Origin of the sequence: Microbacterium salsuginis (assembly GCF_012524205.1) — a bacterium.
GTDB classification, from domain to species: Bacteria; Actinomycetota; Actinomycetes; order Actinomycetales; family Microbacteriaceae; genus Microbacterium; species Microbacterium salsuginis.
The window spans coordinates 249,440-264,332 of the sequence record NZ_JABACI010000005.1 but is presented as its reverse complement, the minus strand read 5'-3'; the positions used below and the strand labels follow the sequence as shown (position 1 = coordinate 264,332).

The 14,893-nt window shown below is 69.3% G+C and carries 12 protein-coding genes; 10 read left to right on the top strand and 2 right to left on the bottom strand.

What is annotated here, in order from left to right:
• Nucleotides 1–77: 77 nt before the first annotated feature.
• Nucleotides 78–2,624: an aminopeptidase N gene (pepN, locus tag HF576_RS17285; RefSeq protein WP_168914076.1), complete on the bottom strand. Its 2,547-nt coding sequence runs from the start codon at nucleotides 2,622–2,624 to the stop codon at nucleotides 78–80.
• 182 nt (nucleotides 2,625–2,806) lie between these two features.
• On the opposite strand from pepN, the gene HF576_RS17280 reads away from it, so the two are divergent.
• From HF576_RS17280 to HF576_RS17245, 8 genes are all read left to right on the top strand, one after another.
• Nucleotides 2,807–3,985, top strand: a complete 1,179-nt coding sequence (locus HF576_RS17280) for a ferrochelatase (RefSeq protein ID WP_240949027.1) — start codon at nucleotides 2,807–2,809, stop codon at nucleotides 3,983–3,985.
• A gap of 44 nt (nucleotides 3,986–4,029) precedes the next feature.
• Nucleotides 4,030–4,575 (top strand): ribose-5-phosphate isomerase, encoded by a 546-nt coding sequence (locus HF576_RS17275; RefSeq protein WP_168914074.1) that lies wholly within the window; start codon nucleotides 4,030–4,032, stop codon nucleotides 4,573–4,575.
• Between the two features lie 6 nt (nucleotides 4,576–4,581).
• Entirely contained in the window at nucleotides 4,582–5,580 is a 999-nt protein-coding gene (locus HF576_RS17270) for an Fpg/Nei family DNA glycosylase (protein ID WP_168914073.1), read from the top strand.
• 38 nt (nucleotides 5,581–5,618) lie between these two features.
• Complete coding sequence (locus HF576_RS17265) at nucleotides 5,619–6,257, top strand: FMN-binding negative transcriptional regulator (protein WP_168914072.1); 639 nt, start codon at nucleotides 5,619–5,621, stop codon at nucleotides 6,255–6,257.
• The gene (locus HF576_RS17260) at nucleotides 6,254–7,759 is read left to right on the top strand and encodes an amidohydrolase family protein (protein WP_168914071.1); all 1,506 of its coding nucleotides are present in this window, start codon (nucleotides 6,254–6,256) and stop codon (nucleotides 7,757–7,759) included. Before HF576_RS17265 ends, HF576_RS17260 begins: the two co-directional genes overlap by 4 nt.
• An 88-nt stretch (nucleotides 7,760–7,847) precedes the next feature.
• Nucleotides 7,848–9,431, top strand: coding sequence for a multicopper oxidase family protein (locus HF576_RS17255; protein ID WP_168914070.1), 1,584 nt, complete (start codon nucleotides 7,848–7,850; stop codon nucleotides 9,429–9,431).
• Nucleotides 9,415–10,824: a sensor histidine kinase gene (locus HF576_RS17250; protein ID WP_168914069.1), complete on the top strand. Its 1,410-nt coding sequence runs from the start codon at nucleotides 9,415–9,417 to the stop codon at nucleotides 10,822–10,824. The genes HF576_RS17255 and HF576_RS17250 overlap by 17 nt, the downstream gene beginning before the upstream one ends.
• Nucleotides 10,825–10,844: 20 nt before the next feature.
• Nucleotides 10,845–11,507: a response regulator transcription factor gene (locus HF576_RS17245; RefSeq protein ID WP_168914068.1), complete on the top strand. Its 663-nt coding sequence runs from the start codon at nucleotides 10,845–10,847 to the stop codon at nucleotides 11,505–11,507.
• Between the two features lie 50 nt (nucleotides 11,508–11,557).
• On the opposite strand, the gene HF576_RS17240 is transcribed toward HF576_RS17245, so the two are convergent.
• Nucleotides 11,558–12,043, bottom strand: coding sequence for a Dps family protein (locus tag HF576_RS17240; protein ID WP_168914067.1), 486 nt, complete (start codon nucleotides 12,041–12,043; stop codon nucleotides 11,558–11,560).
• Nucleotides 12,044–12,209: 166 nt separating this feature from the next.
• Between HF576_RS17240 and HF576_RS17235 the strand changes: the two genes are divergently transcribed.
• Both HF576_RS17235 and HF576_RS17230 read left to right on the top strand, forming a co-directional pair.
• On the top strand, nucleotides 12,210–14,357 hold the full coding sequence (locus tag HF576_RS17235) for an SGNH hydrolase domain-containing protein (RefSeq protein ID WP_168914066.1): 2,148 nt from the start codon (nucleotides 12,210–12,212) through the stop codon (nucleotides 14,355–14,357).
• A complete protein-coding gene (locus HF576_RS17230) occupies nucleotides 14,354–14,893 on the top strand; it encodes a gamma carbonic anhydrase family protein (protein WP_168914065.1) in 540 nt (179 codons plus the stop codon). The genes HF576_RS17235 and HF576_RS17230 overlap by 4 nt, the downstream gene beginning before the upstream one ends.

The window sequence follows — 14,893 nt, the reverse complement described above, 5'->3', positions numbered from 1 at the left end:
CGACGCTACGGACAGACCCCCCTGCGCCGCATCGGACGGCAGGGGGGTCTTTCGCTGGTGCGGGTAGTACCGGAGTACTACTCGGCGTCGCGTCCCTGCACCGACAGGGCGCGCTCCACGCCTGCGAGATTCTCTGCGACGAGACGGCGCAGCGCGGGCGCGGCCCCGGCATTGGCCTCGAGCCAGGCGCGGGTCGCATCGCGCAGAGCGACGTTCGCGAGCGGCGCGGGGTAGAGCCCCGCGATCAGGTACTCGGCGATCTTGTACGTCCGCGACTCCCAGATGGGCAGCAGCGCGTCGAAGTAGCGCGGCACGAACGCCTCGAGCAGGTCGCGCCCCGCGGGGTGGACGAAGCCGAGCGCGGCCGAGCGGACGAGGGTGTTGGGCAGCTCGTCGCTGTCGACGAGCGACGCCCACGCGGCCGCCTTCGCCTCGGCGGTGGGCAGAGCGGCCTTGGCCTGGGCCGCGAACTCGCCGCCCTTGGCGGTGTTGTCGGAGGCGAGCGCGTCGTCGATGTCGGCGGCGGTGACGATCCCGCCGGCGGCGAGCGACACGAGGAGCTGCCACGACAGATCGGTGTCGATCTCGAGGCCCTCGAACACGACGTCGCCGTCGCGCACCTGGCGCACCTGCTCCCACTGCGCGGACGTCGCGGCGGCGCTGGCGAACGCGGTCACGAACTGCAGCTGGCTGTCGCTGCCCGCCTCGGCGTCCTGCGCGAGGCGCCAGAGCGCGTCGGCCACCTTCTCGCGCGTGGCCTCGCGCTTCTCGGGCGCGACGTACGAGTTCGCCGCGAGCTGCAGCTGGGCGAGCGTCGTGCGGACAGTCGTCGACTCCGTCTCTGTGCCGATGTTGCGCAGCACAAGGTCGACGTAGTCGGAGGCGGAGCCCTCGGCATCGCGCGTCTGGTCCCACGCCGCACCCCACACCAGAGAACGCGCGAGCGGATCGCTGATCTTGCCCAGGTGGCCGATCGCAGTCTGGAGCGAGCGCTCGTCGAGCCGGATCTTGGCGTAGGCGAGGTCGTCATCGTTCAGGAGCACGAGATCCGGACGCTGGCGTCCCTTCAGCTCGGGCACCTCGGTGAGGTCGCCGTCGACGTCCAGCTCGATGTGGTGCACGCGAACCAGCGCGTCGCCGTCCAGATCGTAGAAGCCGACGCCCAGGCGGTGGGGTCGGATCGTCGGGTAGTCGGCCGGGGCCGTCTGCACGATCGAGAAGCGCGTGATGGTGCCGTCCACGTCGGTCGCGATCTCGGGCGAGAGGGTGTTGACCCCGGCGGTCTCGAGCCACTTCTTCGACCAGGTCGACAGCTCACGTCCGCTCGTGGTCTCGAGCTCCGAGAGCAGGTCGCTGAGCTCGGTGTTGGACCATTCGTGCTTCTTGAAGTACGCGGCCACGCCGGCGAAGAACTGCTCGATGCCGACCCACGCTGCCAGCTGCTTCAGCACCGATCCGCCCTTGGCGTACGTGATGCCGTCGAAGTTGACCTGGACGTCTTCGAGATCGTTGATCTGCGCGACGACGGGATGCGTCGAGGGCAGCTGGTCCTGGCGATAGGCCCAGGTCTTCTCCATCGCGTTGAAGGTGGTCCATGCCTCGGTCCACTCGGTTGCCTCGGCCGTGGCGATCGTCGACGCCCACTCGGCGAACGATTCGTTCAGCCACAGGTCGTTCCACCACTTCATCGTCACGAGGTCGCCGAACCACATGTGGGCCAGCTCGTGCAGGATCGTGACGACGCGACGCTCCTTGATCGCGTCCGTCACCTTGCTGCGGAAGACGTAGCTCTCGGTGAAGGTCACGGCGCCCGCGTTCTCCATCGCGCCCGCGTTGAACTCGGGGACGAAGAGCTGGTCGTACTTCGCGAAGGGGTATGCGTAGTCGAACTTCTCCTCGAAGTAGGCGAACCCCTGGCGCGTCTTGTCGAAGATGTAGTCGGCGTCGAGGAACTGCCACAGGCTCTTGCGTCCGTAGACCCCGAGGGGGATGACGCGGCCGGAGGCGCTCGTCAGCTCCGAGAACGTGGCCTCGTACGGACCCGCGATGAGAGCGGTGATGTACGACGAGATGCGCGGTGTCGGCTCGAATCGCCAGGTCGCGCTGCCGTCGCCGTGCTTCTTCGGCTCGGGCGTCGGCGAGTTGGAGACGACCTTCCAGGGCTCGGGCGCGGTCACGGTGAACTGGAACGTCGCCTTCAGATCGGGCTGCTCGAACACCGCGTACATGCGGCGCGAGTCGGGCACCTCGAACTGCGAGTACAGGTACACCTCGTCGTCGACCGGGTCGACGAAGCGGTGCAGTCCCTCACCGGTGTTCGTGTAGAGGCAGTCCGCGTCGATGACGAGCTCGTTCTCGGGCGCGAGGTCATCGAGCGCGATGCGGGAGTCGGCGAACGCGCCGGCGGGGTCGATGGCCCGGCCGTTCAGTGTGATCTCGCGGATCTCCCGCGCGATGAGGTCGATGAAGGTGGATGCACCGGGGGTTGCGGTGAAGCGGACGACGGTGCGCGAGCCGAAGACCTCGGCGCCCTTCGTCAGGTCGAGCACGACCTCGTACGACTGCGTGTCGACGATCGCGCGGCGCTCCTGCGCCTCGATGCGGGTGAGGTTCTCTCCAGGCACTTGTTCTGCTCCCGTAGGTGGACGGTGACGTCGGGCGCCGTCCGGTGCGGATGGCGCCGGCGACAACCGTCCCAGCCTATGCCAGCGCGCCTGCACCAGCGGAGCCTGTGGATCCGGGGACCATGGACGAAGCGGGGCAGCGGCGGTGTCAGGATGGTGGGGTGACTTCTGGTGAGCAGCACATGGTTCCGTTCGCGTCTGCGGCCGCGGCATCCGGTCGCCCTCACGTCGAGGAGCCCGTCGCCTACGACGCGCTGCTGCTGGCGGGGTTCGGCGGTCCCGAAGGTCAGGACGACGTCATCCCGTTCCTGCGGAATGTGACGCGTGGGCGGGGGATCCCGGACGAACGGCTCGAGGAGGTCGCGCACCACTACCGGCACTTCGGCGGCGTGAGCCCGATCAACGCGCAGAACCGTGCGCTCAGGGCAGCCCTCGAGGCGGAGCTCGCGCGGCGAGAGATCGACCTGCCGGTGTACTGGGGCAATCGCAACTGGTCTCCGTACCTCGAGGAGGCGGTTCAGGATGCTGCGGCGGCCGGCCGCACGAACCTGCTCGCCCTGGCGACCAGCGCGTACTCGTCGTTCTCGAGCTGCCGCCAGTATCGCGAGGACTTCGCCCGGGTGCTGTCGGAGACCGACCTTTCCGGCACCGTGACGATCGACAAAGTCCGGCAGTTCTTCGACCACCCCGGGTTCGTGCAGCCGTTCGTGGACGGTGTCCGCGACGCCGTCGCGACGTTCCTGGCCGAGGGCGTCGCGCCCGGCTCGGTGCGCGTGCTCTTCTCGACCCACAGCATCCCGACGGCGGATGCCGAGCGCTCGGGCCCGCGGGAGGGGGACGATCTCCACCGCCCCTTCGGCGAGGGCGGCGCCTATGCCGCGCAGCACCGCGCAGTGGCTGAGGTCGTCATGGCCGCGGTCGCCGCGGAAGTGCCGGGCGCCGAGCACGTCGCGTGGGACCTCGTCTACCAGTCCCGATCGGGTCCGCCCAGCCAGCCGTGGCTGGAGCCGGACGTGAACGATGTGATCGAACAGCTGCCGGCGGCAGGCGTCGAAGCCGTCGCCATCGTGCCGCTGGGGTTCATGAGCGATCACATGGAAGTGCTGTGGGACCTCGACACCGAGGCGATGGATGCCGCGGCCGACGCCGGCCTGCGCGCCGTGCGCACCCCGACACCGGGCATCGACCCCGTCTTCGTGTCGGGCCTCGTCGACCTCGTCGAGGAGCGCCTGCGAGGCACGCGCGCCGCCGAACGCCCGCACGCCACGGGCCTGGGCCCGTGGTTCGATGTGTGCCGCCCGGCGTGCTGCGAGAACGTGCGCGCAGGATTCAAGCCGGCGGCGGCCGGCATCGCACCCTGACCGCCGTCGGCTGAACGATCCGTTCGGTCCCTAGGATTGTGCCCATGCGCATCCACATCGCGACCGACCATGCCGGCCTCGAGTTCTCGACGCAGCTGCAGCATCACCTGGCCGAAGCCGGCCACGAGGTGATCGACCACGGCCCGGTCGAGTACGACGCCCTCGACGACTATCCGGCGTTCTGCATCCGGGCGGCGCAGGCCGTCGTCCGCGACCAGGCGGCCGGCATCGAGACGCTCGGCGTCGTCTTCGGCGGTTCGGGCAACGGTGAGCAGATCGCCGCGAACAAGGTGCTGGGCGCACGGGCCGCGCTGGTGTGGAGCATCGCGACAGCCGAGCTGGCGCGCGAGCACAACGACGCCAATGTGATCGCCATCGGCGCGCGTCAGCACACCTTCGATGAGGCAGCGGCGTTCATCGACCGCTTCATCTCGACGCCGTTCTCGGGCGAAGAGCGCCACGCGCGCCGTATCGCGCAGCTGGCGGCGTACGAGCAGGACGGCACTCTCGAGCCCGATCCGAGGGCATCGATCCCGCGCCCGGACGTGCTTGCAGCCGACGACAGCTCATTCGACCCCGAAGCGGGCTGAGGCAGGATGCCCGAAGGACACTCCGTCCATCGCATCGCCCGCCAGTTCGATCGCAACTTCGTCGGCCGGACCGTCGAGGCATCCAGTCCGCAGGGCCGATTCGTCGAAGGCGCCGCCGTCATCAGCGGTCGCTCGGCGACCGAGGTGCGCGCGGTGGGCAAGCAGATGTTCCTCGAGTTCGACGACGACCTGTGGCTGCGCGTCCACCTCGGGATGTACGGTGCGTGGGACTTCGCCGGCGAGATCCTGGTCGACCCCACCATCGCGTCTGCCAACGGCCGCATGGGCCAGACCAACCAGCGCGGGACCGATCTCGACGCGCCGATCCTCGACGACGCGGGCGAGAATTCGCTGACGTCGATCGGGGCGCCTCGGCGGGCTCGCGTGCACGTGCGCATGTCGGAGCAGACGACCGGGCTCGCGGACGAGGGCGACGAATGGCCGCCTCCGGTCGTCGGACAGGTGCGGTTGCGGCTGCTCACGTCGACGACCTGCGCTGATCTGCGAGGCCCGACAGCGTGCGAGCTGCAGACGCCCGACGAGGTCGCCGCGACGATCGCGAAGCTCGGACCCGACCCTCTCGTCGACGATGTCGCCGAGGGCGAAGAGCGGTTCGCTGCAGTCGTCCGCCGCAAGCCGACGCCGATCGGCCTTCTCCTGATGGATCAGAACGTGGTGAGCGGGATCGGCAACGTCTACCGCGCCGAACTGCTGTTCCGGGCGCGGCAGAACCCGCACACGCCGGGGCGCGAGGTGCCCGAGGATGTCATACGGGAGCTCTGGCGGGACTGGGTGCGGCTGATCGCCATCGGGGTCGAGACAGGTCAGATGATGACCATGGACGGCCTCGACCCCGCGTCGTATCGCAAGGCGATGGCGAGCCGTGACGACCGGCACTGGGTCTATCACCGCGCCGGACTGCCGTGTCGCGTGTGCGGGACGTCGATCGTCGTGGAGGAGGCGGCGGGACGCAAGCTCTACTGGTGCCCCCGCTGCCAGGCGTGACGCGCGTCGGGTCCTCAGCTCACTCGTAGGCTGGTGCCATGCGCCAGAATCCGAGCTTCGCGATGACCGATGTGGCCGAGATCCGCCGGCTGATCGCCCGGAACCCGTGGGTGACCCTTGTCAGCTCGACCGAAGACGGCCTGGTCGCGTCGCACTATGCAGTGCTCCTGGACGAGGAGCGCGACGACCTCACGATCGTCGGTCATGTCGGCAAGCCGGACGATCTGATCCACGGACTCGGGCAGCGCGAGCTGCTGGTCGTCGTGCAGGGCCCGCACGGATACGTCTCGCCAGGATGGTACGGCGACACCCCGAGCGTGCCGACGTGGAACTTCGTCTCGGCGCACCTGAGTGGCATCCCCGAGATCCTCACGCCCGACGAGAATCTGCGCGTTCTCGACAAGCTCGTCGCACACTTCGAGAACGGGATGCCGCAGCCACGTCTGCTCTGGGAGCGTCCGAACGACCCCGACTTCGTGACCCGGCTGGAAAGGGGAACGGTCGGATTCCGGCTGACGCCCACACGCGTGGTCGGCAAGCGCAAGCTGAGCCAGAACAAGCCGGACGAGGTCGTGGAGACGGTCATCGCGGGGCTCGACGGCGGCGGCGCGTACGCGGATCCGCGACTCGCCGATGAGATGCGCCGCGACTTCGCGGCCCGCAAGGCCGCACGGTGACAGTTGCGAGGGGCGAGGTCCCCGACGTCATCGCCGACGTGCGGCTGACCGGAGCGGAACGCACCGATCCGTTCGGTGACGAGCCGGTCGACGTCCACATCGCGGACGGACTCGTCGTCGACATCGCGCCGGCTCGCGCCCTGCCCCGCCGGGGACTCGTGCTCGAGGCTGATGGCCACTGGCTGATCCCCGGCCTGTGGGATCACCACGTGCACGTGGTGCAGTGGGCGCTCGTGGCACAGCGCGTGCCGCTCGGGACGACGACCTCTGCCGCTCAGGCCGCCGCGGTCATGGGCGCGGCGGAACCGCTGCCGGACGGCCGCCGGATCGGAACCGGATTCCGGGACGCATTGTGGCCCGACACACCCAGTCTGGCGGTCCTCGATGCCGCTACCGGCGAGACACCGACTTATCTCATCAACGCGGATGTTCACAGCGTGTGGCTCAACTCCGCGGCGCTGCGGCGCGAAGGCTTCGAGCCCGACGGCGTCGGCATTCTGCGTGAGGAGCCGGCGTTCGAGATCTCGCGTCGTCTCAACGCGGTGCCCGCCGAAGTCGCCGACCCCCTCGTCGCCCGTATGGCCGACGACGCCGCCTCCCGTGGTGTGGTCGGGATCGTCGACCTCGACATGGCCTGGAATGAGGAGGCATGGGCACGCCGCCTCGCGGCAGGGTTCGACGCCCTCCGGGTGTCGTTCGGCATCTATCCCGAGTTCCTCGACCGCGCGGTGGCCGAGGGACTGCAGACCGGTGACGTCGCGCGTGGCGGGCGATCGGATCTCGTCCGCGTCGGAGCGCTCAAGGTCATCACGGACGGCTCGCTGGGCACACGTACGGCCGCGTGCTCGCACCCCTACGCCGGAGACCCGCACAACCACGGGGTGCTCACGGTCGACACGGCGACCCTCGTCGACCTCATGACCCGCGCGACGGGTGCCGGCATCGCGTCGGCCATCCACGCGATCGGCGATGTGGCCAACTCCCACGCGCTGGACGCGTTCACCGCGACCGGCGCATGGGGGACGATCGAGCATGCGCAGCTGGTCGCGCACGCCGACATCCCGCGTTTCGCGCGCCTCGGCGTCGGCGCCAGCGTGCAGCCCGAGCATGCGCTGGACGACCGCGACCTGACGGACACCATCTGGGCGGACCAGACGGCGCAGCCGTATCCGCTGCGCGCCCTCGCGGACTCCGGTGCCACGCTCCTCTTCGGCTCGGACGCGCCGGTCTCGCCGCTGGATCCGTGGGCCGCGATGGCGTCCGCCGTCTTCCGCACGCGTGACGGCCGCGAGCCCTGGCAGCCACACCAGCGCCTCTCACCGGCCACCGCGCTGTCCGCTTCGACGCGAGGCGGATCGGCCACGCCGGCCCGCCTCGAGCTGGGCGACGTCGCCGACCTCGCCATCATCGAGCACGACCCGCTGCGGGCGGACGAAGCGTCGATGCGGACCATGCTCGTCCGGGCGACGCTTCTGGGTGGCCGGCTCACTCACATCGTGTAATCCGCCACGTCGTGCGGGGGCCTGCCCCCATACGGTTCCGGGAGGGTGTCGGATGCCGTGCGCCCGCCGCGATCGCGAGGCTGGAGGCATGACTTCCGCTCCACCTGCTCCTCCTGCGCCGCCTCGCGTGCCGTCGCCGTCCGGCGACGCGGCGGCTCCCCGCCGTCGTCGAGGCCGCCGTGGCCTCGTGATCGCTCTGGTCTCCGTGCTCGGGGTCGTCGTCCTGCTGGTCGGCGCCGCCGCCGTGTGGTTCGCCACCAATTCCGTCCGTCGCACACCTCCGGCTGCGGGCACGGTCGACTTCGCCGCACCGCTGCCGGTGCCCGAGCTCGCGCCGTCGCGCGTGGAGGACGGCGTCCGGGTGTTCGATCTTTCGGCGCAGGAGGGGACGACGGCGTTCGTGCCGCAGGGCGAGACCGCGACGCTCGGCTATAACGGGTCGTATCTGGGACCGACGCTCGTCGCCGCACGCGGTGAGCGGGTGCGGGTAGATACCGTCAACGGACTCTCCGACCCGACCACCGTGCATTGGCACGGCATGCACCTACCCGCCGCGATGGATGGCGGACCGCATTCGCCCATCGCTCCCGGCGCGTCGTGGCACCCCGAGTGGGTCATCGACCAGCCGGCCGCCACCCTCTGGTACCACCCGCACCTGCATGGGCGTACGCGCGAACAGGTCGACGCGGGTCTCGCGGGCATGTTCCTCGTGCGCGATGACGAGGAGGCGGCTCTCGCGCTGCCGCGCGACTATGGCGTGGACGACATCCCGCTCATCGTGCAGGATCGCGCCTTCAATCCGGACGGCTCGTTCGCCGGGGGGATCGGCATGCAGTTCGACGGCGTCCTGGGCGACACGATCCTGGTCAACGGCGTGATCGCGCCGCATCTCGAGGTGACCACCGAACGGGTGCGCCTGCGCCTGCTCAACGGGTCCAGCGCACGGATGTACGACTTCGCGTTCGCGGACGGCCGCGAGTTCGACCTCATCGCGACCGACGGCGGACTCCTGGAGGCACCTGTCCCGTCCGAGAGCATTCCGCTGTCGCCCGGTGAGCGGGCCGAGATCGTGGTGACGATGACGCCTGGCGAGCAGGTGGCACTGCGGTCCGCAGCGCCCGACCCCGACCTGCACGCCGGGTCGGCGACTTTCGACGTGCTCGAGCTTCGGGCGGCGGAGTCCCTCGGCGATTCACCCGAGGTGCCCGCTCACCTGACCGAGCTTCCCACGCCGGATGCCATCGCTGCCGCCCCTGAGCGCTCGTTCGAGATGTCCGGTCATGAGATCAACGACCGCGAGATGGACCTCGGTCGCGCCGACTTCACCGCCACGGTGGACACCAGCGAGGTCTGGACGGTGCGCAACGACAATCCGCTCCCGCACTCGTTCCACGTGCACGACACCCAGTTCCGCGTGCTGAGCGTCGATGGAGAGGTTCCGCCGGCGCGCCTCGCCGGCTACAAGGACACGATCGCGCTCGAATGGAATCGCGAATACCGGCTGCTGGTCCGCTTCGAGGACTATGCCGACGCGAGCACTCCGTACATGTACCACTGCCACCTGCTGTGGCACGAGGACCAGGGCATGATGGGACAGTTCCTGGTCGTCGAACCGGGCCAGCAGCCCGACCTGACGCGTCCCGAGGGAGACAGTGATGACCACGACCACTGATGCGGTCCGCGGACCGCGGCCGGCGGGCACCGCGACCCCGGGGTTCTGGGCAACCTACACGCAGTGGTGGCTGCGCACACCGGGCAGCGCGCTGTACCTGCTGCTGGTCTTCGTCCTGGCGATGCTCTCGATCGGCGTCCTTGCGCCGCTCTTCTGGACCGGGGTCGGGCTGCTCGTCCTGGTGATCGGACTGCCGCTGGTCGTGCTGACCCTTCTGATCGCCCGGGGCTTCGGGATCGCCGACCGCTTCCTGCTGCAGCTGTCAGGACTTCCGCGCATCGCCGAGCCGGAGTGGAATCGCGACAAGACGGACGCCACCGGTTTCTGGGCCACCCTGACCCGGCCTGTGCGCAACGCCCACTACTGGGTCTACATCCTCCACGGCATGATTCTGAACCCGATCGTCAGCACGATCTCGTTCGTGCTGACGATCACGTGGCTGAGCGTGGGTCTCGGCGGCCTGACGTACTGGTTCTGGGGTCTCTTCCTGCCGCGCAATTGGAACGAGGACGGCTCCGGTGGGGAATGGGGTCACTACGTCGCTGATGCCGTGCCGTGGCTGTTCGGAGGCTGGAGCAGCTGGACCATCGAGGTTGTGCTGTACCTGATCGCGGGTGCGCTGTTCACCTTCACCATGCCGTGGGTAGTGGGCGGCCTGGCCCGTGCACACCATGCCATCGCCCAGGGCATGCTCGGCCGGTGGGCATCGGATGACCTCGTCACCGAGGTCCGTGCCGAGGCGGCAGCCCGTGGTGCCGCCGTGCACGCCGAGGATGTTGCGCTGCGCCGGCTGGAGCGCGACATCCACGACGGCCCGCAGCAGCGGCTCGTGCGCCTCCAGCTGGATCTGGCTGCCCTGGAACGCCGCGCGGGCGCGGGGGAGACGGATGCCGCGGCCGACCTCGCACGAGAGGCCCGCGAGCATGCGAAGGCCGCGCTCGACGAGCTGCGCGCTCTCTCGAGCGGCGTCGCGCCGCCGCTGTTGCAGGACCGCGGGCTCGCGGCCGCGCTCGACGCGGTGGCGGCGGCATCCCCGCTCCACGTGAACGTCGAGGTCGATCCCGACCTGGATCGGGTCGTGGGCCCGGAGGTCGCACGGACGGTGTACTTCGTGGTCGCCGAACTGCTCACCAACGCGATCAAGCACTCCGGCGCGAGCGCCGCGACCGTGAAGGCGTCCCTGCGACGTCCCGCGCTCGTGACGCCGCCGACGCACCTGGATGTCTGGGTGGTCGACAACGGCCGCGGGGGCGCATTCGCCGCGGGCGGGCACGGTCTGGAGGGTCTCCAGCAGCGTGTCGCCGGCCTCCGCGGCGCGCTCGTCATCGACAGTCCGGCCGGCGGCCCGACCGCGGTCGGCGCGCACATCCCGCTCGGAGCGAGGCCGGCATGAGTCATCCGTATCCTGAACAGATGGCGTCGGCATCCGCACCCCTTCGCGTCGTCCTCGTCGAGGACTCCGTCCTGCTCCGTGAGGGTCTGGTCCGTCTGTTCGACGAGGCCGGCTATGTGACGGCGGGGGCCTGGGGGGACGCCGAGGACATCGTCGATCGGGTGCGCGGCGCACGAGCCGACGTGGCGATCCTCGACGTCCGCCTGCCGCCGGCGTTTCGAGACGAGGGCATACGCGCTGCGCTGACACTGCGCGCCGCGCTTCCTGCGGTGGGCATCCTGGTGCTCAGTCAGTACGTGGAAGGCGTGTACGCCCGCGAGCTGCTCGCCGGTGGCGAGGGCGGGGTCGGTTACCTCCTCAAGGATCGCGTCACCTCGCTCGACGAGTTCACGGATGCTGTCGAACGCGTCCGCGAGCGCGGCACCGTGCTGGACCCGCTCGTGGTGCAGGGGCTGCTCTCGTCGCGGCCCGACCCGCTCTCGGCGCTGACACCGCGAGAGCGCGACGTCCTCGCACTCATGGCGGAGGGTCGCAGCAACGCGAGCATCGCCGACCGCCTCTACATCGGCGTCGGCGCCGTCGAGAAGAACATCAGCGCGATCTTCGCCAAGCTCGGACTGGAGGAGTCCGGCACCGAGCACCGCCGCGTTCTGGCGGTGCTGGCGTTCCTGCAACGACCGTGACAACACGAAGGGCCCCGGCATCGCCGGGGCCCTTCGTGACGCGTGTCAGCTCACTCCGCGAGATGCGCGAACAGGAACCAACGGTCCTTCTCGAGGCTCTCCTTGATGCCGATGGCGATGTCCTGGCTCGTGAGGTCGAACTCGTCGAGACCGTCGATCGCCGCCTGCACGTCCGCGATCACGGCGTCCATGTCGCCGATCACGTTGCGGATGAGGGCGTCCCACTGGGTGAATCCAGCAGGGACCGCAGTGGGCGGCGTCTTCTCCGCCACGGTCGACACACGCGCGTCGATCGGCAGGCCGAGGGCGACGATCCGCTCGGCGGCCTGGTCGGCTCCGGCCAGCGCATGGGCGACGACCGAGTCCAGCAGCTCGTGGATCGCGATGAAGTTGGCGCCGCGCACGTTCCAGTGCGCCTGCTTGCCGTTGACGGCCAGGGCCTGAAGGCCCAGCACCACGGGGGTGAGGAACTGTGCGGTCGCCGATGCGACGTCGGGATTCGCGGCGGTCGCGGGGATGGTGTTGATCTTCGTCATGTCTCTCGCCTCCAGCTTCGGGAGGGCCGCTGCGATCGGCGGTCGTCCTCCTGTGACAGCAACGCTACTCAGCCCGCCGCATTCCGCAAGCAAGAGAAGGCTGGGCTAAACAGGGGTTTCGCCTGTCGGTTCTGGCGAGACCCACGACACCGGCTAACGTCGATTCGTGCCCTCCGCTGACCATGACCTCGGACCGCAGGATCTGGACGTCCCCGCCAAGACGGTGACCAAGGAGCCGCTCGACCGTTCGCCCGAACACGCCGAGCCGTCGCGGTTCATCCCGCACGTGCAAGGACTGCGTGCGATCGCGGTGCTGTGCGTCGTGCTCTACCACTTCTGGCCGGCGCGTTTCCCCGGCGGCTACATCGGCGTCGACATCTTCTTCGTGATCTCGGGCTTCCTCATCACGGCGCACCTGATGCGCGAGCTCACCGCCACCGGCACCGTGCGGCTCGGGCAGTTCTGGGCGCGCCGCGCGCGGCGCCTGCTGCCGGCATCCCTCCTCGTCCTGCTCTTCTGCGCCATCGTGGTGATGTCGCCGTACCTCATGCCGACCTCGGCGCTGCCGAACGAGGTGCGCGAGATCCTCGCCTCGACCTTCTACGTCGAGAACTGGTACCTCGCCCTGAACTCGGCGGACTACCTGAACCACTCCGGAGACCCGACGACCGTCCAGCACTACTGGTCCTTGTCGCTCGAGGAGCAGTTCTATGTGATGTGGCCGCTTCTCATGCTGCTGGCGGCATGGATCGGGGTGAAGTGGTTCCGGGGCGCTCGTCGTCGTGCCGTCCTCGTGACGCTCGGAATCGTCTCGGTCGCCTCCTTCGCGTTCTGCGTGGTGTTCACGATGACGGACCCGGCCCCGGCGTACTTCGTCACCTTCGGGCGCATGTGGCAGTTCGGAGTGGGCGCGATGATCGCCCTCGTGCCGCTGCTGCGGGTGCGCAACGCGGCGGCGAGCTTCGTGCTCGGATGGGCCGGGGTGCTGGTACTGGTCTACGTCACCTTCACGTTCGACGGCCAGACTCCGTTCCCCGGCTACATGGCGGCTCTCCCGACCCTCGGCGCCGCGGCCGTGATCGCCGCGTCGAACACCGAGCGATGGTGGTATCCGACCCGGATCCTCGCGTTGCGCCCCGCGCAGTTCGTGGGCGACATCTCGTACTCGCTCTACCTGTGGCACTGGCCGCTCATCGTCATCGCGCCGTCGGTGCCCTTCTGGGGTCTCACGATCTACCACCGCGTCGCCCTGCTGGGCATCTGCTTCGTGCTGGCGTGGCTCACGAAGCGGTTCGTCGAGGATCCCGTCCGGGGATGGAAGGTGCTCACGTCGCGACGGGCGCGTGTCACACTGTGGTCGTCGCTCGCGGCCATGATCGTCGTGGGTCTTGTGGCCGGAACCGCGTGGCTCGTGAACGCGCCGCTCTACAACGCCGGCACGCGCGACATCCAGCAGCTGCAGGAGAACCCTCCGGAGTGCTTCGGCGCGGCATCCGTCCTCGATCCGTCGTGCGACAGCACGGACTTCGGCGCAACGATCCTGCCCGCCCCCGGTTTCGCGGGCATCGACCGGCCGAGCGACGAGCAGTGCTTCGTGCAGCTCACCGACGCCCGGCCCGTCTCGTGCACGTTCGGCTCGGACGAGCCCGACGCGCCCCGTGTCGCACTCATCGGCGACAGCCACGCGTATCAGCTGCTGTCGACGTTCCAGAGGATGGCGGACGAGAACGGCTGGCAGCTCGTCACGTGGTTCAAGGGCGCGTGTCCGTGGAACACGACGCCGCTCGCAACGCCGGGCGCGTTCGGCGATGCGTGCACGCAGTGGCGCGACGGCGTGCAGACGGCTCTTGCCGACGCCGACATCGACGCCGTGTTCACCGCCGCCATCGCCACGACGCCCTACTCGGCCGCCGGGTACGACTCTTCGTTCGACGCGGCGGTGGCAGGATACCGGGATGCCTGGAGCACCGTGATCGACCGTGGGATCCCCGTCGTCACCGTCGTGGACAACCCGGTGTGGGAGACGGACCCGAACAAGTGCCTGCGTACGCGCGACGTCGCCGAGTGCGACGCGCCGCGGTCGGATGTGCTGGTGGCCGACGATCCGCTTCGAGCGGCGGCATCCGGTCTCGAACACGTCACGCTGCTCGACTTCACGGACGTGTTCTGCGAGACCGACTCGTGCTCGCCCGTCGTGGGCGGGGCCAACGTGTATCGCGACCAGGATCACCTGACGGTGACCTTCGCCGACACGCTCGCGCCGTGGTACACGGAGTCGATCGAGTCCGCTCTTTCGACCAGAATCGCACCATGACCATTGCTTCAGGTGCCTCTGTGCTCACTGCCGCGGGACGGACACCCGCGCTCGATCCGTCTGCGTTCGTCGCCGCGGGCGCCCGCGTCATCGGCGGCGTCACCCTCGGTCCCGGCGCCAGCGTCTGGTACAACGCCGTACTGCGGGCCGACGGCGACACCATCACGGTCGGAGCGAGGAGCAATCTTCAGGACAACGTGTCGGTGCATGTCGACGCGGGCCGCCCGGTCGTGATCGGCGAGAACGTCTCGGTCGGGCACAATGCCGTCGTGCACGGCTGCACGATCGGCGACGGATCCCTGATCGGCATGGGAGCGGTCGTGCTCAACGGGGCGAGGATCGGTGCAGGATGCCTCATCGCGGGCGGCGCCGTGGTGCTCGAGGGCGCCGAGATCCCCGACGGGTCGCTCGTGGCGGGCGTGCCCGGCAAGGTGCGCCGGGAACTCACCGACGAGGAGCGCGCCGGCCTGCTGCGCAACGCCGAGCATTACCTCGCGCACATTCAGGAGCACATCGACGCCACGCCGGTGGTGTGA